Annotated in this window: 20 protein-coding genes; 16 read left to right on the top strand and 4 right to left on the bottom strand. The window is 69.4% G+C overall.

Annotated elements, in window-relative coordinates:
* Positions 1–2 precede the first annotated feature (2 nt).
* From NHL51_RS10360 to NHL51_RS10380, 5 genes are all read left to right on the top strand, one after another.
* The gene (locus tag NHL51_RS10360) at positions 3–620 is read left to right on the top strand and encodes a superoxide dismutase (RefSeq protein ID WP_434143526.1); all 618 of its coding nucleotides are present in this window, start codon (positions 3–5) and stop codon (positions 618–620) included.
* Between the two features lie 55 nt (positions 621–675).
* On the top strand, positions 676–1,878 hold the full coding sequence (locus NHL51_RS10365) for a phosphoglycerate kinase (RefSeq protein WP_434143528.1): 1,203 nt from the start codon (positions 676–678) through the stop codon (positions 1,876–1,878).
* Positions 1,875–2,669, top strand: a complete 795-nt coding sequence (gene tpiA / locus NHL51_RS10370; RefSeq protein WP_434143529.1) for a triose-phosphate isomerase — start codon at positions 1,875–1,877, stop codon at positions 2,667–2,669. The genes NHL51_RS10365 and tpiA overlap by 4 nt, the downstream gene beginning before the upstream one ends.
* A 72-nt stretch (positions 2,670–2,741) precedes the next feature.
* Positions 2,742–2,990, top strand: a complete 249-nt coding sequence (gene secG, locus NHL51_RS10375; protein WP_434143531.1) for a preprotein translocase subunit SecG — start codon at positions 2,742–2,744, stop codon at positions 2,988–2,990.
* 47 nt (positions 2,991–3,037) lie between these two features.
* Positions 3,038–3,403: an RNA polymerase-binding protein RbpA gene (locus NHL51_RS10380; protein ID WP_434143533.1), complete on the top strand. Its 366-nt coding sequence runs from the start codon at positions 3,038–3,040 to the stop codon at positions 3,401–3,403.
* A 71-nt stretch (positions 3,404–3,474) separates the two neighbouring features.
* On the opposite strand, the gene NHL51_RS10385 is transcribed toward NHL51_RS10380, so the two are convergent.
* Genes NHL51_RS10385 through tkt form a run of 3 tightly spaced genes read right to left on the bottom strand, consistent with a single transcriptional unit; the run spans position 3,475 to position 8,254 of the window.
* Positions 3,475–5,052 carry a glucose-6-phosphate isomerase gene (locus tag NHL51_RS10385; RefSeq protein ID WP_434143535.1) on the bottom strand — a complete coding sequence of 526 codons (1,578 nt, stop codon included), beginning with the start codon at positions 5,050–5,052 and terminating at the stop codon, positions 3,475–3,477.
* Complete coding sequence (gene tal / locus NHL51_RS10390; RefSeq protein ID WP_434143537.1) at positions 5,049–6,158, bottom strand: transaldolase; 1,110 nt, start codon at positions 6,156–6,158, stop codon at positions 5,049–5,051. The genes NHL51_RS10385 and tal overlap by 4 nt, the downstream gene beginning before the upstream one ends.
* 32 nt (positions 6,159–6,190) lie before the next feature.
* The gene (gene tkt / locus NHL51_RS10395; RefSeq protein ID WP_434143539.1) at positions 6,191–8,254 is read right to left on the bottom strand and encodes a transketolase; all 2,064 of its coding nucleotides are present in this window, start codon (positions 8,252–8,254) and stop codon (positions 6,191–6,193) included.
* 83 nt (positions 8,255–8,337) lie between these two features.
* Between tkt and NHL51_RS10400 the strand changes: the two genes are divergently transcribed.
* Entirely contained in the window at positions 8,338–9,270 is a 933-nt protein-coding gene (locus NHL51_RS10400) for a heme o synthase (RefSeq protein ID WP_434143541.1), read from the top strand.
* A 113-nt stretch (positions 9,271–9,383) separates the two neighbouring features.
* On the top strand, positions 9,384–10,541 hold the full coding sequence (locus NHL51_RS10405) for a trans-sulfuration enzyme family protein (protein WP_434143543.1): 1,158 nt from the start codon (positions 9,384–9,386) through the stop codon (positions 10,539–10,541).
* A gap of 196 nt (positions 10,542–10,737) precedes the next feature.
* Here the strand turns inward: NHL51_RS10405 and NHL51_RS10410 are convergent, their stop codons facing one another.
* Complete coding sequence (locus tag NHL51_RS10410) at positions 10,738–11,667, bottom strand: COX15/CtaA family protein (RefSeq protein ID WP_434143544.1); 930 nt, start codon at positions 11,665–11,667, stop codon at positions 10,738–10,740.
* A 279-nt stretch (positions 11,668–11,946) separates the two neighbouring features.
* Between NHL51_RS10410 and sufB the strand changes: the two genes are divergently transcribed.
* From sufB to pgl, 9 genes are all read left to right on the top strand, one after another.
* Positions 11,947–13,365, top strand: coding sequence for a Fe-S cluster assembly protein SufB (gene sufB / locus NHL51_RS10415; RefSeq protein ID WP_434143546.1), 1,419 nt, complete (start codon positions 11,947–11,949; stop codon positions 13,363–13,365).
* A gap of 2 nt (positions 13,366–13,367) precedes the next feature.
* Positions 13,368–14,555, top strand: a complete 1,188-nt coding sequence (gene sufD / locus NHL51_RS10420; protein WP_434143548.1) for a Fe-S cluster assembly protein SufD — start codon at positions 13,368–13,370, stop codon at positions 14,553–14,555.
* A complete protein-coding gene (locus NHL51_RS10425) occupies positions 14,555–14,881 on the top strand; it encodes a non-heme iron oxygenase ferredoxin subunit (RefSeq protein WP_434143550.1) in 327 nt (108 codons plus the stop codon). Before sufD ends, NHL51_RS10425 begins: the two co-directional genes overlap by 1 nt.
* A 4-nt stretch (positions 14,882–14,885) precedes the next feature.
* Positions 14,886–15,647, top strand: coding sequence for a Fe-S cluster assembly ATPase SufC (gene sufC, locus NHL51_RS10430; protein ID WP_434143552.1), 762 nt, complete (start codon positions 14,886–14,888; stop codon positions 15,645–15,647).
* 28 nt (positions 15,648–15,675) lie between these two features.
* Positions 15,676–16,026, top strand: coding sequence for a metal-sulfur cluster assembly factor (locus NHL51_RS10435; protein ID WP_434143554.1), 351 nt, complete (start codon positions 15,676–15,678; stop codon positions 16,024–16,026).
* Between the two features lie 115 nt (positions 16,027–16,141).
* Positions 16,142–17,677 carry a glucose-6-phosphate dehydrogenase gene (zwf, locus tag NHL51_RS10440; RefSeq protein WP_434143556.1) on the top strand — a complete coding sequence of 512 codons (1,536 nt, stop codon included), beginning with the start codon at positions 16,142–16,144 and terminating at the stop codon, positions 17,675–17,677.
* Positions 17,674–18,642 carry a glucose-6-phosphate dehydrogenase assembly protein OpcA gene (locus NHL51_RS10445; protein WP_434143558.1) on the top strand — a complete coding sequence of 323 codons (969 nt, stop codon included), beginning with the start codon at positions 17,674–17,676 and terminating at the stop codon, positions 18,640–18,642. Before zwf ends, NHL51_RS10445 begins: the two co-directional genes overlap by 4 nt.
* Positions 18,635–20,071, top strand: coding sequence for an NADP-dependent phosphogluconate dehydrogenase (gene gndA / locus NHL51_RS10450; RefSeq protein WP_434143559.1), 1,437 nt, complete (start codon positions 18,635–18,637; stop codon positions 20,069–20,071). Before NHL51_RS10445 ends, gndA begins: the two co-directional genes overlap by 8 nt.
* Positions 20,071–20,805 carry a 6-phosphogluconolactonase gene (gene pgl, locus NHL51_RS10455; RefSeq protein WP_434143561.1) on the top strand — a complete coding sequence of 245 codons (735 nt, stop codon included), beginning with the start codon at positions 20,071–20,073 and terminating at the stop codon, positions 20,803–20,805. The genes gndA and pgl overlap by 1 nt, the downstream gene beginning before the upstream one ends.
* The last annotated feature ends 59 nt before the right edge of the window (positions 20,806–20,864 follow it).

Genomic DNA, 20,864 nt, shown 5'->3' on the forward strand with positions numbered 1-20,864 from the left:
TTATGGCTGCCTACTCACTTCCCGAATTGCCTTACGATTACGCTGCCCTCGAGCCGCACATCAGCGGCAAGATCATGCAGCTGCACCACGACAAGCACCACGCGGCATACGTCGCCGGCGCGAACGCTGCGCTCGAAGGCCTCGCCGAAGCGCGCGAGACCGGCAACCTCGCGAACGTCAACAAGCTCGAGAAGGATCTGGCCTTCAACCTCGGCGGCCACGTCAACCACTCGATCTTCTGGACCAACCTGTCGCCGGAGGGCGGCGGACAGCCCGAGGGCGAGCTGAAGGCCGCCATCGACGAGTACTTCGGTTCGTTCGAGAAGTTCCAGGCGCACTTCGCCGCCGCCGCCGCGGGCATCCAGGGCTCCGGTTGGGCCGTGCTCAGCTGGGACGTGCTCGGTTCGCAGCTCATCGTGCAGCAGATGTTCGATCAGCACTCCAACACAGCGCAGGGCACCGTTCCGCTGTTCCAGCTCGACATGTGGGAGCACGCCTTCTACCTCGACTACCTGAATGTGAAGGCCGACTACATCAAGGCCGCATGGAACATCGCCAACTGGCAGAATGTCGCCGAGCGCTTCGAGGCTGCACGCAAGCAGACCCCGGGCCTCATCTGACCCGTACCACCCACCGCTTCTCGTCACGCACTCACCCAGGGAGACTCCCACATTCATGCGCACACTCGATACGCTGGGCGACCTTCGCTCGCAGACCGTGGTTGTCCGTTGCGATCTGAACGTTCCGCTGAAAGAGGGTGAGATCACCGACGACGGCCGCATCCGCGCCTCGCTCACCACTATCCGGGAGCTGCGCGAAGCCGGCGCCAGACTGGTGCTCGTGAGCCATCTCGGTCGCCCGGCCGGCGCGCCCGACGAGAAGTATTCGCTGCGGCCCGTCGCGGCGCGCATGTCGGAGCTGCTGGGCGCCCCCGTCGGCTTCGCCTCGGAGACCGTCGGTCCCGAGGCCGAAGCCGCGCGAGGGGCGCTCGCGGACGGCGACGTGCTGCTGCTCGAGAACTTGCGGTTCAACGCGGGGGAGACGAGCAAGGACGAGGCCGAGCGCCGCGCCTTCGCCGAGCAGCTCGCTCGCGGTGCCGACGCGTTCGTCTCGGACGGCTTCGGCGTCGTGCACCGCCGTCAGGCGAGCGTGACGGAGCTCGCAGCGATCCTGCCGAGCGCCGCCGGGCGCTTGGTCGCCGCTGAGCTCGAGGTGCTCGAGCGCCTCACCGTGAACCCCGAGCGCCCCTACACGGTCGTGCTCGGCGGGTCGAAGGTCTCGGACAAGCTCGGCGTGATCGCCCACCTGCTCGAGCGCGTCGACACGCTGCTCGTGGGCGGCGGCATGCTCTTCACCTTCCTCGCGGCGCAGGGCCGAGGCGTCGGCGCGAGCCTCCTCGAGGAGGATCAGCTCGACACCGTCCGCGGATACCTCGCCGAAGCGGAGAAGCGCGGTGTGCGCATCGTGCTGCCGACCGATGTGGTCGTGGCCGAGGCCTTCGCGGCCGACGCCGCGCACGAGGTCGTCGCGGCCGATGCGATCGAGAGCTCGAGCTTCGGCGCGGCCGGTCTCGGACTCGATATCGGTCCCGACTCCGCGCGCGCCTTCGCCGCGGAGATCGCGGCGTCGGCCACCGTCTTCTGGAACGGCCCGATGGGCGTGTTCGAGATGGAGGCGTTCGCGGGCGGCACCCGTGCCGTCGCGCAGGCGCTCACCGAGACCGACGGCTTCACCGTCGTCGGCGGCGGCGACTCCGCGGCCGCCGTGCGCGCGCTCGGCTTTGCAGACGATCAGTTCGGCCATATTTCTACCGGAGGCGGGGCCAGCCTCGAGTTCTTGGAAGGGAAGCATCTTCCCGGTTTGGAGGTGCTCGCGTGAGTGAGCAGCAGCGTACACCGCTCATCGCAGGCAACTGGAAGATGAATTTCGACCACCTGCAGGCGATCGCTTTCGTGCAGAAGCTCTCGTGGAGCCTGAAGGATGCGCGTCACGACTACGGCGACGTCGAGGTCGCGGTGTTCCCGCCCTTCACCGATCTCCGCTCGGTGCAGACGCTGCTCTCGGCCGATAAGATCTCGATGTCGCTCGGCGCGCAGGACCTGTCGCAGCACGCCTCGGGCGCCTACACCGGCGATATCTCCGCCGACATGCTGCTGAAGCTCGACGTCGACTACGCGCTCGTCGGCCACTCGGAGCGGCGCCAGGGCCACGGCGAAGGCGACGACGTGGTGGCGTCGAAGGCCCGCGCCGCGCAGGCCGCAGGCCTGGTGCCGATGATCTGCGTCGGCGAGACCGCAGAGGACCTCGAGGAGCACGGCGCCGCCGCGATCCCCGTCGCGCAGCTCACCGCCGCGATCGCCGACCTGCCCGAAGACGCCGACTTCGTCATCGCGTACGAGCCGGTCTGGGCGATCGGCAGCGGTCAGGCCGCAACGCCCGAGCAGGCCGAGGAAGTGGCGAAGGCCATCCGCGAAGCGCTGCGCGAGCTGCGCGGCGACGATCGCGCCGATGCGACCCGTATCCTGTACGGGGGCTCGGTCGCGAGCCAGAACGTCGCCGGCTTCATGCGCCAGCCGAACGTCGACGGCGCCCTCGTCGGGGGCGCGAGCCTGAAGGCAGACGAGTTCTCGAAGATCGTGCAGTTCAAGAAGCACGTCACCGGCGCGTAAAGGAAGGCCTCGGAAACGGGGCGGTATACTGGTCGTTGGCCCACGGCCCCCTCGACCCGAAAGGCGAACCGAGTGTTCATTCTCAAGATCGCACTGATCGTCCTCCTCGTGGTGACGAGCCTGCTGCTCACGCTCTTCATCCTGCTCCACAAGGGGCGCGGCGGCGGCCTCTCCGATATGTTCGGCGGCGGCATCACGTCCAGCCTCGGCTCTTCGGGCGTCGCGGAGCGCAACCTGAACCGCGTCACGATCATCGTCTCGCTCGTGTGGGGCGCGTCGATCATCGGCCTCGGGCTGCTGTCGCGGTTCGCCGTCGTCTAACCCGGTAGCGACCGGGAACTCAGCACCACAATCCAGAAAGGTCACCGATGGCCGGCAGTAACGCCATTCGCGGTGCCCGCGTCGGATCCGGCCCCATGGGCGAGATGGATCACGGAGCGCGCGCCGATCGTATTCAGATCTCGTACTGGGACGCGCTCGGCAACGAGACCGTCCGCTATTTCGCAGCCGACGTGTCGGCCGACGACATCCCCGAGCAGATCGACTGCCCGAGCACGGGCCTGCCCGCGGGGCGCGACCGGGAGAATCCGCCGATGCTCCCCAAGAACGAGCCCTACAAGACGCACCTCGCATACGTGAAGGAGCGCCGCACGCCCGAGGAAGCTGAGGAGCTGCTCGAAGCGGCCCTCGTGAAACTGCGCACCCGTCGCGGCTCGCTGAAGGCCTCGGCGTAGGCGACGCAGCGCAGAGCGCAGAAAGAAACCCCCGGGGCCTCAGCCCCGGGGGTTTCTTCGTCTCGCCGTCGTCAGATCGCGGCCGCGAGGCTGGAGAGCACCGCCTCCGGGTCGTCGCAGGCGACCGTGATGACCGGGCGGCCGCGCTCGACGAGCACGTCGCGGTCGCCGCGGGCCTGAGCCGCGATCAGCGCCTCGAACGTGCTGCCCTGGCCCGGGATCTCGAGCGAGCCGGGATGGGCGTCGGTGAACTGGAGGTAGACGCCGACGCGCGGCCCGCCCTTGTGGAGCTGGCCGGTGGAATGCAGGAAGCTCGGGCCCCAGCCCAGAGCCACCGGAGCACCGAGAGCGGCGGCCAGACGGTCGCGCAGGCCGCGCAGCACCTCGGCATGCGGCGCATGAGGGTCGAGGTAGGCGTGAATCGCCAGGTACCCGTTCTCGGGAAGCGCCTCGCGCAGGCGTTCGACCAGCTCGGCTCCCGTGGGCACCGGCTCGACCTGCGCGTCCTGCTGCGCGCCGGCTCCGGCCGCGGCCGCGAGCGCCGCGCGAGCCGCGACCTTCGCCGCCTCGACATCCGGCTGGTTGAACGGATCGATGCCCATGAGGCGGCCGAGCGCGGCGGTCGCAGTCTCCCAGAGCAGGAAGTGGGCGCCGAGCGGGCCGCCGACGGCGATCGCCGTGCCGGAGTCGGCGGCGTCGACCGCGGTGTCGGCCGATACGGTCGCCGAGAGCACGTTCGCGGGTGCGTTCGCGCCGAGCTCCGGGGCCGCGTCGGTGAGGGAGACGGGGAGCACGCCGTGCCCCTCCTTGCCCGTCGACTCGGCGATGAGCTGCTCGATCCAGGCGCCGAGCGCCCAATCGGCGTCAGCGGCCTGGCGCACCGCGAGGATGTACTGATCGGGCAGCCCGGCCGCCAGCGCCGCGGCGAGCCGCAGCGCCGGGTTCGACGCCGAGTTCTCGGACAAGCCCGCGCGCACCGCGACCGCCTCGTTCACGAGAGCCGCGATATCGACGCCGGCGAGTCCCGAGGGCACGAGGCCGAACGCGGTGAGCGCCGAGAAACGACCGCCGACATCGGGGTCGGCGTTGAAGACGATGCGGCCCGCCTCGCGCGACTCCTGATCGAGCGGCGAACCGGGATCGGTGACGATGACGACGTGCTCGCCGGGAACGAGCCCGGCTTCGCGGAAGGCGTGCTCGAAGAGCGCGAGATGGCTGCGCGTCTCGATCGTGCTGCCCGACTTCGAGCTGACCACCACCGCGGTGCGCGCGAGGTCGCCCTCGAGCGCGCGCGCGACGGCCGCGGGGTGCGTCGAGTCGAGCATCGTCAGCTCGACCCGCGCCCGACGGGTGATCACCGCGGGCGCGAGGCTCGAGCCGCCCATGCCGCACAGCACGATGCGGTCGATGCCGCGTGCGGCGAACTCGCCGCGCAGTCGTTCGATGGCCGGGACCAGGTCGGCCGCCGCGGGGGCGATATCCGTCCAGCCGAGGCGGATGCGGGCCTCGGCCTCGGCGGCCTCGCCCCACAGCGTCGCATCGAACCCGAAGATGCGCGATGCGGCGCTGTCGGCGACGAGCGCGTCGAGCGCCGAGCGGTAGCGCTCGTCGGCCTCGAGCGCCGAGGAGAGGGAGACGCCGATGCTCATCGTGCCGCCTCCAGCGCCTCGTCGACGGTCTGCTGGAGCTCGGCCCACGAGACGTCGAACTTCTCGAGGCCCTCGACCTCGAGCTTCTCGGTGACCTCGGCGTAGCCGATGCCCTGAGCGTCGAGCGCGTTGAGCAGCTGGTTCGACGCGGCGTACTCGGAGGTGACGGTGTCGCCCGCGACCTCGCCGTGATCGGCGAAGGCGTTCAGCGTGGCCTCGGGCATCGTGTTCACGACGCCATCGGCGACGAGCCCAGCGACGTAGAGGGTGTCGGGCAGCGCCGGGTCCTTGACACCGGTCGATGCCCAGAGCGGTCGCTGACGGTTCGCCCCCTGGTCGAGCAGGTGCTTCGCGCGCTCGGACGAGAATGCCTGCTCGTACACCTCGTAGGCGAGGCGCGCGTTGGCGAGGCCGGCCTGCGACTTCAGCTCGAGCGCCTCGGGCGTGCCGATCGCGGCGAGGCGGCCATCGACCTCGGAGTCGACGCGCGATACGAAGAACGACGCGACCGAGTGGATGGTCGACAGGTCGATGCCTGCGGCGCGCGCCTGCTCGAGGCCGGTGAGGTACGCGTTGATGACCTGGCGGTAGCGCTCGAGGCTGAAGATGAGCGTGATGTTCACGCTGATGCCCTGGGCGATCGTGGCGGTGATCGCCTCCAGCCCCTCGACGGTCGCCGGGATCTTGATCATCGCGTTCGGGCGGTCGACCTTGGCCCACAGCTCGCGCGCCTGCGCGATGGTGCCGGCGGTGTCGCGGGCGAGGTGCGGCTCGACCTCGATCGAGACGCGGCCGTCGAAGCCGTGCGACGCGGCGTAGACGTCGGCGAAGATGTCGCAGGCATCGGCGACATCGGAGGTCGTGAGCTCGAAGATCGTCGCGTCGGCACTCAGGCCGCGCTTCGCGCAGTCGGCGATGCGATCGCCGTAGCCGACGCCGCCGCCGATCGCGTTCGCGAAGATCGTCGGGTTCGTGGTGACGCCGACGACGTTGTGGCTCGAGATCGCCGCGGCGAGCGTGCCGCTCTCGATGCGCTCCCGGGAGAGATCGTCGAGCCAGATGCTGACGCCGGCCTTGCTGAGTTCTGCGGTACGAGCATTCGTCATAGTGTTTCGGTCTCCTTCAACCTGTTCTGATATCAAGCCTGGGCGGTCGCGCGTGCCGCGTCGACGACGGCGTCGGCGGTGATGCCGAACTCGCGGAAGAGGGTTTCGTAGTCGGCCGAGGCGCCGAAGTGCTCGATCGAGATCGAGCGGCCGCGATCTCCGACGTAGCGCTCCCAGCCGAGCGCGATGCCGGCTTCGACGCTCACGCGCGCGGTCACGGCGGCGGGCAGCACGCTCTCGCGGTACTCATCGCTCTGCTCGGCGAACCACTCGAGGCAGGGGGCGCTCACGACGCGGGCGCCGATGCCGTCGGCGGCCAGGCGCTCGCGCGCCTCGACGGCGAGCTGCACCTCGGAACCGGTGCCGATGAGGATCACGTCGACCCGGCCGGTGGGGGAGTCCGCGAGCACATATGCGCCGCGGCGCACGCCGTCTGCGGAGGTGCCCTCGAGCACGGGGACGTTCTGGCGGGTCAGCGCGATGCCGGTCGGGCCGGCGTGGCGCGACAGGATCTCGTGCCACGCGTACGCCGTCTCGTTCGCGTCGGCCGGGCGCACCATCGCCAGATTCGGGATGGCGCGCAGCGCGGCGAGGTGCTCGATCGGCTGGTGCGTCGGGCCGTCCTCGCCGAGGGCGATCGAGTCGTGCGTCCAGACGAAGATGCTCGGCGTGTTCATGAGGGCGGCGAGACGCACAGCGGGGCGCATGTAGTCGGCGAACTGCAGGAAGGTGCCGCCGTAGCTGCGGGTGTTGCCGTGCAGCTGGATGCCGTTCAGGATGGCCGCCATCGCGTGCTCGCGGATGCCGAAGTGCAGCACGCGGCCGTACGGGTTGCCCTGCCAGCTCGAGGTGGAGTGCTTCTCGGGGATGAACGACGCCGCGCCGGGGATCGTGGTGTTGTTCGAACCGGCGAGGTCGGCCGATCCGCCCCACAGCTCGGGCATGACGGCGCCGAGGCCGGCGAGCACCTTGCCGCTGGCGGCGCGGGTCGCGATGCTCATTCCCGCTTCGAACACCGGCAGGGCGTCTTCGACGCCCTCGGGGAGCTCGTGCGCCTCGAGGCGGTCGAAGAGCGCCTTGCGCTCGGGGTTCGCCGCGGCCCACGCGTCGAAGCGGGTCTGCCACTCGGCATGTCGGGCGGTGCCGCGGTCGACGGCCCCACGGGTGTGGGCGATGACCTCGGGCGCCACGGCGAAGTGCGCTGCCGGGTCGAAGCCGAGCGTGGTCTTCAGCGCGGCGAGCTCATCGGCGCCAAGCTTCGAGCCGTGGATGCCGCCGGTGTTCTGCTTGCCGGGGGAGGGCCATCCGATGATGGTCTTCAGCACGATCAGCGACGGCTTCGAGGTCTCGGCCTTTGCCGCCTCGATTGCGCGGTTCAGCTCCGCGATGTCCTCGACGTACTCGCCGGTCTTCTTCCAGTCGACCTCGAGCACCTGCCAGCCGTAGGCCTCGTAGCGCTTCGCGACGTCCTCGGTGAACGAGACGTTGGTGTCGTCCTCGATCGAGATCTGGTTCGAGTCGTAGATCGCGATCAGGTTGCCGAGCTCCTGATGGCCGGCGAGCGACGACGCCTCGCTGGTCACGCCCTCCTGCAGATCGCCGTCGCCCGCGATGACGTAGATGAAGTGGTCGAACGGGCTCGTGCCGGCGGCCGCTTCGGGGTCGAAGAGGCCGCGCTCGTAGCGGGCGGCGTACGCGAAGCCGACAGCCGAGGCGAGGCCCTGGCCGAGCGGGCCGGTCGTGATCTCGACGCCGGCGGTGTGGCCGACCTCCGGGTGGCCGGGAGTCTTCGAACCCCAGGTGCGCAGTGCTTCGATGTCTTCGAGCTCGAGGCCGTAGCCGCCGAGGTAGAGCTGCACGTACTGCGTGAGCGACGAGTGGCCGACCGAGAGGATGAAGCGGTCACGGCCGGCCCAGTGGGCATCGGAGGGATCGTGCTGCATGACCTTCTGGTGGAGCAGGTAGGCGACCGGTGCGAGACTGATCGCGGTGCCGGGATGGCCGTTGCCGACCTTCTCGACGGCGTCCGCCGCCAGTACTCGGGCGGTGTTCACCGCGGCCTCGTCAAGCTCATTCCACTGCAGTTCGTTTCCCAACGATTCACCTTTCTGCGGAGAGGTTCGGGCGCGGTTGCGCACACAGGCCAATCCTAGGGCAGTACGGGGTACGATAGGGAGTGATGTCCACCGAGATCTCAGCAAATACCAGCACGGCGCCCTCCCGGTCCGGCCGCTCGTTCGGTCGTACGATCATGAACTACGTCGCGCTGACGAAACCCCGCGTGATGGAGCTGCTGCTGGTGGTGACGGTGCCGGCGATGATCCTCGCGGCGCAGGGGCTGCCGAACCTCTGGCTCGTGCTGGCGACGCTGATCGGCGGCGCGATGAGCGCCGGCTCGGCCGGTGCGTTCAACTGCTACATCGACCGCGAAGCCGACCGGGTGATGAAGCGCACCAAGAACCGGCCGCTCGTGACCCGCGAGATCTCCGACCGCAATGCGCTCGTCTTCGCCTGGGTGCTCGGCATCGCCTCGATCGTCTGGCTGTACGTCACCACGAACTGGCTGGCGGCGCTGCTCAGCGCGGCCGCGATCTTCACCTACGTCGTCGTCTACACGATGTGGCTCAAGGGCCGCAGCGAGCAGAACATCATCTGGGGCGGCATCGCGGGCTGCTTCCCGGTGCTCATCGGCTGGGCCGCGGTCACCGAGTCGCTGGACTGGCCGGCCTGGGTCTTCTTCCTCATCATCTTCCTGTGGACGCCTGCCCACTACTGGCCGCTCTCCATGCGCTACCGCGACGACTACGCCGCGGCGGGGGTGCCGATGCTCGGCGTCGTGCGCGGCCGCGCCACGGTCGGCCTGCAGGTCATCCTGTACGCGTGGGCGACCGTCATCTCGAGCCTGCTGCTGATCCCCGCGGCCGGTATCGGCTGGGTGTACACCGTCATCGCGGTGCTGACCGGCGGCTACTTCATCTTCCAGGCCCACCGCCTCTACGGCAGCGCGATCCGCGGCCGCGAGGGCAAGCCGATGCAGGTCTTCCACGGCTCGATCAGCTATCTGTCGCTGCTCTCGCTCGCGATCGCGATCGACCCGCTGCTGCCCTTCTGACCCGGCGCCGGTGCCGCGGCGCTCCGGTACTTCATCGCTCGCGGCGCGGTACCCGCGTAACGGCCGGTAACACGCGCCGCGAGCCCCCGGGGCGCGGGAGTAACGTGGTGCGCATGAACGACTCCGCGCATCCGCTGTCAGCAATCGACCCGAGCACCGCGGTCGTCTCGCTGGGTCGGCCGCCGCGCGAAGTCGGCGCCGCGCTCAACCCGCCGATCGCGCTGGCCTCGACGTTCGTCGGGTGGGATACCCCGGACGGCGACACCGATCGCGGCTATGCGCGCTTCGCGAACGCGTCGTGGGAGCCGCTCGAGGCGGCCGTCGCCGCGCTCGAGGGATCGCCGCTGCCCGCGCTCGCCTACGCCTCGGGAATGGCCGCGGTCTCGGCCGCGCTGTCGCTGGTGCCGGTCGGCGGCGTCGCGCTGGTGCCGGCGACCTCGTACAACGGCACGATCGGCCTCGCCCGATCCCTGGCCGAGGCGGGCGCACTGCGGCTGCGCGAGATCGACCCGTGCGACATCGAGGCCACGGTCGCGGCGATGGACGGCGCCGACCTCATCTGGCTCGAGTCGCCGACGAACCCGCTGCTCGAGGTCGTCGACCTGCCGCGGCTCATCGGGGCGGCCCGAGAGCGTGGCGTGCGCACCGTCGTCGACAACACCTTCTCGACCCCGTTGCGGCAGCGGCCGTTCGAGCACGGCGCCGACGTCGTCGTGCACTCCGCGACCAAGTTCATCGCCGGCCACTCGGATGTGCTGCTCGGCATCGTGGCGACCCGCGACGCCGAGACCCGGGCGCGGCTCGTCGCGCAGCGCACGCTGCACGGTGCGATCGCCGGCCCGTTCGAGGCGTGGCTGGCGCTGCGCGGTCTGCGCACCCTCTCGCTGCGGCTCGATCGCGCCGAGGCGACGGCGGGGGAGCTGGCTCGGCGGCTGAGCGCCGCGTCGGGCGTGTCGCGGGTGCGGTATCCGGGCCTGCCCGACGACCCGGGCCACGCGCTCGCGACCGCGCAGCTCGACGGCTACGGCGCGCTCGTCTCGATCGAGCTCGCGGGCGGCGCCGACCACGCCGACGCCTTCGTCAGGGCGCTGCGCCTCGTGACGCCCGCGACGAGCCTCGGCGGCGTCGAGACGCTCGCGGAGCGCCGGAGGCGCCAGACGAGCGAGCCGGTGCAGGTGCCCGAGTCGCTCGTGCGGCTCAGCATCGGCATCGAGCACGTCGATGATCTGTGGGCCGACATCTCGCAGGCGCTCGAGGCCGCTGCGCGCTGACCCGGGCGCCTCCCGCGACCGGATCCGGTCTTCGGCCCGCTGCCCGCCCGGCCCGGCTCTGACCGGGGCAATCGGTCTCGAAGGGCGAGAAATCAGGGCCAGGGATCAATCCCTGTCGAATCTCTCGCCCCTCGAGCACCATCCCACGGCGAGGGCCTATCGAGGGGCTTCGCGCGCAGCTCTGCGACGCGGGTGCTCAGGCCTCGTTCTCGCTCGGGCCTGCGATGGGGCGCTTCAGGCGCAGCACCGTGACCGTCATCGCGGCCGCGGCGAGCGATGCGAGCACCATGTGCATGCCGACGATCAGGGGAGGCAGGCCGTTGCGCGCCTGGTAGAGGCCGAGACCCACCTGCACCGCCTCGACGACGAGCAGCGCGGTGAGCCAGGCCGCGGGGCGCAGCCGGTCGCGTCGCGCCCAGACGAGCAGCACGACGGTGAGCAGCGCCAGCAGGTAGCCGGGCCAGGCGTGGATGTGGCTCATGAGCACGGCGTCGATGCCGTCGCGCTGGATGTTCGCGTCGCCCGAGTGCGGCCCCGAAGCGGTGGTGAGCACGCCGACGAGGGTCGTGATCGCGAAGACGACGGTGGTGATGTGCGCGAGGATCGCGAAGGCCCGCGGCACCGCGCGCTCGCGGGCGCCGGCGGGCTCGTAGAGGCGCACGAGGTACGCAGCGGTGATGCACACCAGCAGCACCGAGACGATGTAGTGGAAACCGACGAGGTTCGCGTTCAGGTGCAGCCAGACGATGACTCCGCCGACGAACGCCTGCAGCAGCACGAGACCGAGCACGACCGAGGCGAGCACGACGAGGTCGCGGCGCGAGCGCCGGGCCAGGAGCGTCAGCGCGAACACGAGCACGGCGAAGATCAGCAGCGGGCCCGAGATCGTGCGATTGCCGAACTCGATGAGCGAGTGGTAGCTGAGCTCGGGGGTCGGCACCAGCGAACCGGGGGTGCACAAGGGCCACTCCGAGCAGCCGAGGCCCGAGCCGGTGAGCCGCACGGCGCCGCCGGTGCCGATGATCAGCACGTTGAGCGCGAACGAGACCCACGCCGCGATGGGGAGGAGCCTCGGGAACGACCTCTGCGCGAGGCGGGTTTCGCTGGATGCGGTCGTGCTGGGCACGGGGTTCCCTTCTGCTGACGTTTTCCACTGCCGAATCGCCCGGGGAACGGGCGCTTGTGTGGACACGAGCCGATCTCGCCCCATTCCGGGCAAGAGCCTGTAGACTCGGAAGTCGTGGTTTAGTGCGGCGTTTCAAAACGTCTGACGATTGATCGGAAGCATCCGAAACGCCCGAAGCCCAGACTACTGCACCGGTGCAGGGCATAATCTGTGCACCCGATTCGTTTTCGCGAGTGCACGGTACGACTGCCCTGCGAGGACGAAGATGAGGGAGTGATCATGCCTGAGGTATTGATCGACCGACCCGAGCTCGAAGGCTTGGGCCAGTACGAATTCGGCTGGCACGACAGCGATGAGGCGGGCGCGATCGCAAAACGCGGCCTCAACGAACAGGTCGTGCGCGAGATTTCGGCCTTGAAGAACGAGCCCGAGTGGATGCTCGAGCGCCGGCTCAAGGCCCTGAAGATCTTCGAGCGCAAACCCATGCCCACGTGGGGCGCCGATCTGTCGGACATCGACTTCGACAACATCAAGTACTTCGTGCGTTCGACCGAGAAGCAGGCGACGACCTGGGAGGAGCTCCCCGACGAGATCAAGGAGACCTACGAGAAGCTCGGCATCCCCGAGGCCGAGCGCCAGCGCCTCGTCGCGGGCGTCGCCGCCCAATACGAGTCGGAGGTTGTCTACCACCAGATCCGCGAGGATCTCGAGTCGCAGGGCGTGCTGTTCCTCGACACGGACACCGCGCTGCGCGAGCACCCGGAGATCTTCAAGGAGTACTTCGGCACGGTCATCCCGTCGGGCGACAACAAGTTCGCGGCGCTGAACACCGCGGTGTGGTCGGGCGGCTCGTTCGTCTACGTGCCGAAGGGTGTGCACGTCGAGATCCCGCTTCAGGCCTACTTCCGCATCAACACGGAGAACATGGGCCAGTTCGAGCGCACGCTGATCATCGCCGATGAGGACAGCTACGTGCACTACATCGAGGGCTGCACGGCGCCGATCTACAAGTCGGACTCGCTGCATTCGGCCGTCGTCGAGATCGTCGTGAAGAAGAACGCCCGCGTGCGCTACACGACGATCCAGAACTGGTCGAACAACGTGTACAACCTTGTGACGAAGCGCACGCTCGCCGAGGCCGGCGCCACCATGGAGTGGGTCGACGGCAACATCGGTTCGAAGGTCACCATGAAGTACCCGTCGGTGTTCCTGGTCGGCGAGCACGCGAAGGGCGAGACCCTGTCGGTCGCCTTCGCCGGCCCCGGCCAGCACCAGGATGCGGGCGCGAAGATGGTGCACCTGGCGCCGCACACGAAGTCCTCGATCCTCTCGAAGTCGATCGCGCGCGGCGGCGGGCGCACCGGCTACCGCGGCGAGGTGCGCGTCGAGGCGAACGCCCACCACGCGGCCAACTCGGTGGTGTGCGACGCCCTGCTCGTCGACACGATCTCGCGCTCGGACACCTATCCGGCGATCGACATCCGCACCGATGACGCGACGCTCGCACACGAGGCGACGGTGACGCGCGTGAGCGAGGAGCAGCTCTTCTACCTGATGAGCCGCGGCCTCTCCGAGGAGGAGTCGATGGCGATGATCGTGCGCGGCTTCATCGAGCCGATCGCGCGCGAGCTGCCCATGGAGTACGCACTCGAACTGAACAAGCTCATCGACATGAGCATGGAAGGATCCGTCGGTTAAAGATGTCAACGCTTCAGACAGCACAAGCTGAACAGATGGGCCACCGGGCGCACACCGACGGCGATTGGGATCACCGGGCCCCGGTGCAGACCCGCTCGGACCGCTTCAAGTCGAAGAACATCGCGGACTACCCGGAGGTCACCGGCCGCGAGGTGAACTGGAAGTTCACCCCGGTCGCGGAGCTCGGGGCGCTGCTGACCGGCGAGCTCGACGGCGGCCCGCTGCCCGTGGAGATCTCGGAGAGCGCCGGCCTCGAGGTGTCTGCCCTCGGCATGGATTCTGAGCTCGTCGGCCGCGCCGGCATCCCCGAGGATCAGGCCGCGGCGAACGCCTGGGGCCAGGTGCGGGAGGCGCAGCGCATCCTGCTCTCGGGCGAGGAGCGCCAGACCGTCACGATCCGTCGCTCGGCGCTCCGCTCCGAGCCGACCGCGGCGCACACCATCATCGAGGCGGCACCGAACGCGAACGCGCTCGTGATCATCGAGAACTCCGGCAGCGCGCAGCTCACCGAGTCGCTCGAGATCGTCGTCGGCGAAGGGGCGAACCTCTCGGTCGTCTCGATCCAGGAGTGGGACGACGACGCGATCCATCTCGCGAGCCACAGCGCGACGGTCGCCCGCGACGGCAACCTGCAGCACATCGTGGTCTCGCTCGGCGGCAAGATCGTGCGCGTGAACCCCACGATCCACCTCGACGGCCCGGGCGCGAACGGCGAGGGCTACGGTGCGTACTTCGCCGATGCCGGCCAGCATCTCGAGCACCAGGTCTACATCGATCACAATGCTCCCCGCACCCGCAGCCGCGTGGCCTACAAGGGCGCGCTGCAGGGCGAGGGTGCGCAGGCGGTCTGGATCGGCGACGTGCTGATCCGCCGAGTGGCCGAAGGCACCGACTCGTACGAGGAGAACCGCAACCTCACCCTCACCGAAGGAACCCGCACCGACTCGATCCCGAACCTCGAGATCGAGACGGGCGACATCGAGGGGGCCGGTCATGCCTCGACCACGGGCCGCTTCGACGAGGAGCACATCTTCTATCTGCGCAGTCGCGGCATCTCCGAGGACGAGGCGCGCAAGCTCGTCGTGCGCGGCTTCCTGTACGAGGTCATCCAGCGCATCGGCAGCGAGCAGGTCGAGGAGCGCCTGCAGCGGGCCATCGACGCCGAGCTGCAGCAGAGCGTGCTGGCGTAATGGCCCGTCAGAAGGCGCTCGCTCTGAGCGATCTGGCGCAGGATCAGGCGGTCCGTGTCGTCATCGACGACACGCCCATCGCCGTCGTGCTCGATGCGCAGGGCGAAGTGCACGCCATCGGCGATACCTGCAGCCACGGCCAGGTCAGCCTGTCGGAGGGATTCGTGGAGAGCGACACGCTCGAGTGCTGGGCGCACGGCTCCCAGTTCTCGCTGACCACCGGAATGCCTCAGAACCTCCCGGCGTACGAGCCGGTACCCGTCTACACGGTCGAGATCGTAGACGGCGACGTATTCATCGACCCCAACGTTACGAAAGAGATTTGAACACATGAGCTCCGTTCTGGAAATCAAGGACCTGCACGTCAGCGTCGAGACCGAACAGGGTCCCAAGGAGATCCTGAAGGGCGTCAACCTCACCATCAAGAAGGGCGAGACGCACGCCATCATGGGCCCGAACGGCTCGGGCAAGTCGACGCTCGCCTACGCCGTCGCGGGCCACCCGCGCTACGAGATCACCAGCGGTCAGCTGCTGCTCGACGGCGAGGACATCACCGAGAGCGGTGCCGACGAGCGCGCCCAGGCCGGCCTCTTCCTCGCGATGCAGTACCCGGTCGAGATCCCGGGCGTCACGAACGCCAACTTCCTGCGCACCGCGAAGACCGCGATCGACGGCGAGGCCCCGGCCATCCGCACCTGGATGAAGGACGTCAAGGAGGCCATGGGCAACCTGCGCATGGACGAGTCGTTCGCGTCCCGCAACGTCAACGAGGGCTTCTCCGGCGGCGAGAAGAAGCGCAACGAGATCCTGCAGCTCGAGCTGCTGAAGCCGAAGTTCGCCGTGCTCGACGAGACCGACTCGGGCCTCGACGTCGACGCGCTGAAGATCGTCTCCGAGGGCGTCAACCGCGCGAAGGAGAACACGGGTCTCGGGGTGCTCCTCATCACGCACTACACCCGCATTCTGCGGTACATCAAGCCCGATTTCGTGCACGTCTTCGTCAACGGCAAGATCGCCGAAGAGGGCGGCCCGGAGCTCGCCGAGCGTCTCGAGGAGGAAGGCTACGACCGCTTCCTCACCGAGGCTGCGTAAGCGGCGGGCACTGGTCTAGGCTGGACTCATGAGCGACGAAGCAACGACAGTTCCGCAGTCGATCGACCCCGAGTTCAAGGAACAGGCGATCGAGGCGCTCAAGAACGTCTCGGACCCCGAGCTCGGCGTCAACATCGTCGACCTGGGGCTCATCTACGATCTCGCCTTCGACGAGGAGCACGACGCGCTCGTGATCAGCATGACGCTGACGAGCGCGGGGTGCCCGCTGACCGACGTGATCGAGGCCGACATCGCCGAATCCCTCGACGGTCTCGTGACGGCCTTCCGCATCAACTGGGTATGGATGCCGCCGTGGACTCCGGAGCGCATCACCGATGACGGTCGCGACATGATGAGAGCATTGGGCTTCGCCATCTGACCGATCACGACGCACCGGCGGCGGGCCGTGCGCATCGCCGCCGGAGGCGATGCGCACGGCTCGTGCCGGCTCGTCGGATCGCCTTCCACTCCCTGCAACCTCGAGAAAGGCCGGGATGCTTCCCCCCGAGAATCCGCTCCGCTCGCCCGATGATCCCCGTCTCAACCGGATCGCCGGCCCCAGCGCGCTCGTCATCTTCGGGGTGACGGGCGACCTCTCCCGCACGAAGCTCATGCCAGCGGTCTACGACCTCGCGAACCGCGGCCTGCTGCCCCCCGGCTTCGCGCTCGTGGGCTTCGCCCGCCGCGACTGGGCCGATCGCGACTTCGCCGAGATCGTCCGGGAGGCCGTGCGCAAGTACGCCCGCACGCCCTTCCGCGAGGAGACCTGGCAGCAGCTCGCCGAGGGCATCCGCTTCGTGCAGGGCCAGTTCGACGACGACTCCGCCTATCGGCGTCTGAAGGAGACGGTCGACGCGCTCGACAGCGAGCGCGGCACGATGGGCAACCACGCCTTCTACCTCTCGATCCCGCCGCGCATGTTCCCCGAGGTCGCGCAGCAGCTCTCGCGCTCGGGTCTCGTCGACCGTTCGGCCGACGGCGGGCCCTGGCGCCGAGTGATCATCGAGAAGCCCTTCGGCGAGGATCTCGCCTCGGCGCGCGCCCTCAACGATGCGCTCGAGGCGTCGTTCCCGGCCGAGTCGATCTTCCGCATCGACCACTACCTCGGCAAGGAGACGGTGCAGAACATCCTGTCGCTGCGCTTCGCCAACACGATGTACGAGCCGATCTGGAACCGCAACTACGTCGACCACGTGCAGATCACGATGGCGGAAGACATCGGTGTCGGTGGCCGAGCCGGGTACTACGACGGCGTCGGCGCCGCCCGCGACGTCATCCAGAACCATCTGCTGCAGCTGCTCGCTCTGACCGCGATGGAGGAGCCGATCAGTCTCAGCGCCGACCATCTGCGCGCCGAGAAGGAGAAGGTGCTCGAGGCGGTGCGCCTGCCGAGCGATCTCGGCGAGGCGAGCGCCCGCGGGCAGTACGCGGGCGGCTGGCAGGGCGGCGAGCTCGTGCACGGCTTCCTCGACGAGGAGGGCATGAACCCGGCCTCGCGCACCGAGACCTATGCGGCGATGAAGCTGTTCGTGAACACGCGCCGCTGGGCCGATGTGCCCTTCTACCTGCGCAGCGGCAAACGGCTCGGGCGCCGCGTCACCGAGATCGCCGTGGTCTTCCGCAAGGAGCCGGGCGAGCTGTTCGGCAAGAACGAGACCACCGAGCAGGGATCGAACGCCCTCGTCATCAGAGTGCAGCCCGATGAGGGCATCACGATGCGCTTCGGCGCCAAGGTGCCCGGCACCGCGGCCCGCGTGCGCGATGTGACGATGGACTTCGGCTACGGCCACGCCTTCACCGAGGCGAGCCCCGAGGCCTACGAGCGGCTCATCCTCGATGTGCTGCTCGGCGATGCTCCGCTCTTCCCGCGCCAGCGCGAGGTCGAGCTCTCCTGGCGCATCCTCGACCCGGTCGAGGAGTACTGGGCGTCGCTCGACGAGCCGCTCGAGCAGTACTCGCCGGGCTCCTGGGGCCCGGCATCGGCCCATCAACTACTCGCCCGCGACGGCAGGGTCTGGAGGCGACCGTGATCGAGGAACTCCCCAAGACGACCGTGAGCGAGGTCGCCAAGCGCCTCGTCTCGATGCGGCAGGAGAGCGGCGTCTCGGCGCTCGGACGCGTGCTCACCCTCGTCATCGCCGCTCAGGGCGAACTCGACGAAGCCGCCGTCGAGGCCGCGAACGCCGCGTCGAACGAGCACCCGATGCGGGTCGTCGTCGTCATCACCGAGACCGACGGCGAGGATCGGCTCGACGCCGAGATCCGCGTCGGCGCCGATGCCGGCGCCAGCGAGGTCGTCGTGCTGCGCGCCTTCGGCGACGTCTGCAGCGGCATCGAGAGCCTCGTCACCGGGCTCCTGCTGCCCGACGCGCCCGTCGTCGTCTGGTGGCCCGGCCAGGCCCCGGAATGCCCGGGCTGCAGCCCGCTCGGCCGCATCGCGCAGCGCCGCATCACCAACAGCACGGAGGGGCTCAACGGACCGGAGCTCGAACGCCGGCTCGCCGGCTACATTCCCGGCGACACCGACCTCGCGTGGACGCGCATCACGCGCTGGCGCGAATACCTCGCGGCGATCCTCGATCAGCCGCCGCACGACCCCGTGACGAGCGTCGAGGTCGTCGGCGCCGCCGGATCCCTGTCGACCCAGCTGCTCGCGGCATGGCTCGAGCTCGCCCTCGGCGTGCCCACGACCTGCCGCATGCCGCACGACGACGAGACCGTCGAGGGCGTGCGATCCGTGACGCTGCGCCGCGATGCCGGCGACTCGGTCATGGAGCGCATGACGCCCGTGCAGACGTCGCTGCGCCAGCCGGGCCACCCCGAGCATCGCATCGTACTGCCCCGACGCACGCTGAGCGAGTGCCTCGCGGAGGAGCTGCGGCGCCTCGACGAGGACGTCATGTACGGGCGCGTGCTGGCGCGGCTCAGCAGCATCCGCACGGAGCAGGAAGCGCATCAGAACCGAACAAGTGAATGGAGCACCGAACATGAGTGATGGCAAGGCGAACATCGGCGTTGTCGGCCTGGCAGTCATGGGCGCGAACCTCGCGCGCAACCTCGCGAGCCGCGAGGGCAACACCGTTGCGGTGCTCAACCGCAGCCGCGGGCGCACCGATGCGCTGGTGACCGAGCACCCCGAGGCGGGACTCGTGCCCGCGTTCTCGTACGAGGAGTTCGCGGCGAGCCTCGAGCGCCCCCGCACCGCCATCATCATGGTCCAGGCCGGGCAGCCGACCGACGACACCATCGACGCGCTCGTCGAGGTCTTCGAGCCGGGCGACATCATCGTCGACGGCGGCAACGCCTACTTCCCCGACACGATCCGTCGCGAACGCGCCGTGCGCGAGACCGGCATCAACTTCGTCGGCGCCGGCATCTCGGGCGGCGAGGAGGGCGCGTTGAACGGCCCGAGCATCATGCCCGGCGGCTCGGACGAGTCGTGGGTGACCCTCGGGCCGATCCTGAAGTCGATCGCCGCGGTCGCCGAGGGCGTGCCGTGCGTCACCCACATCGGGCACGACGGCGCGGGCCACTTCGTGAAGATGGTGCACAACGGCATCGAGTACGCCGACATGCAGCTCATCGCCGAGGCCTACGACATGATCCGTCGCGGCACGGGCATGGCCCCCGCCGAGATCGCCGATATCTTCGCCGAATGGAACACGGGCGAGCTCGAGTCGTACCTCATCGAGATCACCGCGGAGGTACTGCGTCAGAACGACGCCGCGACCGGCAAGCCCCTCGTCGATGTCATCCTCGACCAGGCCGGCGCCAAGGGGACCGGCGCCTGGACGGTGCAGACGGCCCTCTCGCTCGGCGTGCCGGTATCGGGCATCGCCGAGGCGACTTTCGCGCGCTCGCTGTCGTCGCACCCCGAGCAGCGCGCTGCGGCGGCGGCGCTTCCCGGCCCCGACGCGTCCGTCGCGGTCGCGGACCAGGCCGCATTCATCGAGGATGTGCGGCAGGCGCTCTACGCATCGAAGATCGTCGCCTACTCGCAGGGCTTCGACGAGATCCGCGCCGGCGCCGCAGAGTACGACTGGAGCATCGACCTCGGCGCAGTGTCGAAGATCTGGCGTGCCGGCTGCATCATCCGCGCCCAGTTCCTCAACCGCATCGCCGACGCCTACGCCGCCGAGCCCGAGCTGCCCGCGCTGCTCACGGCACCGTACTTCGCCGAGGCGCTGGGCCGCGGCCAGGCGGCATGGCGCCGCGTCGTGGTGCACGCGGCCCAGGCCGGCATCCCGGTGCCCGCGTTCTCGTCGTCGCTCTCGTACTACGACGGCCTGCGCGCCGAGCGCCTGCCGGCCGCCCTCGTGCAGGGTCAGCGCGACTTCTTCGGCGCGCACACCTACAAGCGCGTCGATCGCGACGGAGTGTTCCACACCCTGTGGTCGGGCGACCGCTCGGAGGTCGAGATCTGATGCGCATCGAACGCGTCGCCGACCTCGCCGATCTGGGGTCGCGTGCCGCGGGCGAGATCCTGAGCGTCTTCCGCGAACGCCAGGCCGCGGGCGGCGTCCCGTGCCTGGTGCTCACCGGCGGTCGCGGGGGAGCGCAGGTGCTCATCGGCCTGCGCGACCACGCGGATCGGGACACGGTCGACTGGAAGCGCGTGCGCCTCATCTGGGGCGACGAGCGCTGGGCACCGGCCGGTCATGCCGATCGCAACGACCTGCTCGCCGACGACAGCCTGCTCGGCGCGGTCGAGACCGACCCGGAGCTCGTGCACCGGATCGCGGGCCCCGATTCGGGCCTCTCGCTCGACGAGGCCGCCGCGCAGTACGCCGCGATCGTCGACCGCATCGATCGCATCGACATCGCGGTGAACGGGGTGGGCGAGGACGGCCACGTCGCCTCGATCTTCCCGGGACGCGACGATCTGCTGCGCGAGGACGACGGTGTGCCGTCGGCGTTCGCCGTGCGCGACTCCCCGAAGCCGCCGCCCGAGCGCGTCAGCCTGTCGCTGCCCGCACTGCGCCGCGCGGAGCGCGTGTGGCTGGTGGCCGCCGGCGCCGGCAAGGCCGAGGCGCTGCGCGATGTGCTCGAGCGGGCCGACGGCGCCGATGCGCTGCCCGCCGAGCGGGTGAGCACCGGGCTCGACGCGACGCTGTGGGCCGACGGCGCCGCCCTCGGCCTCGTCGCCTCCGCTTCCTGAACCCCCTCCTCGATCGAGGGAGTAGACTGGAAAGGTTGCCCGCAGACTGGGCAGCCTTT

The organism is Leucobacter sp. gxy201 (assembly GCF_051043335.1).
GTDB lineage: Bacteria > Actinomycetota > Actinomycetes > Actinomycetales > Microbacteriaceae > Leucobacter.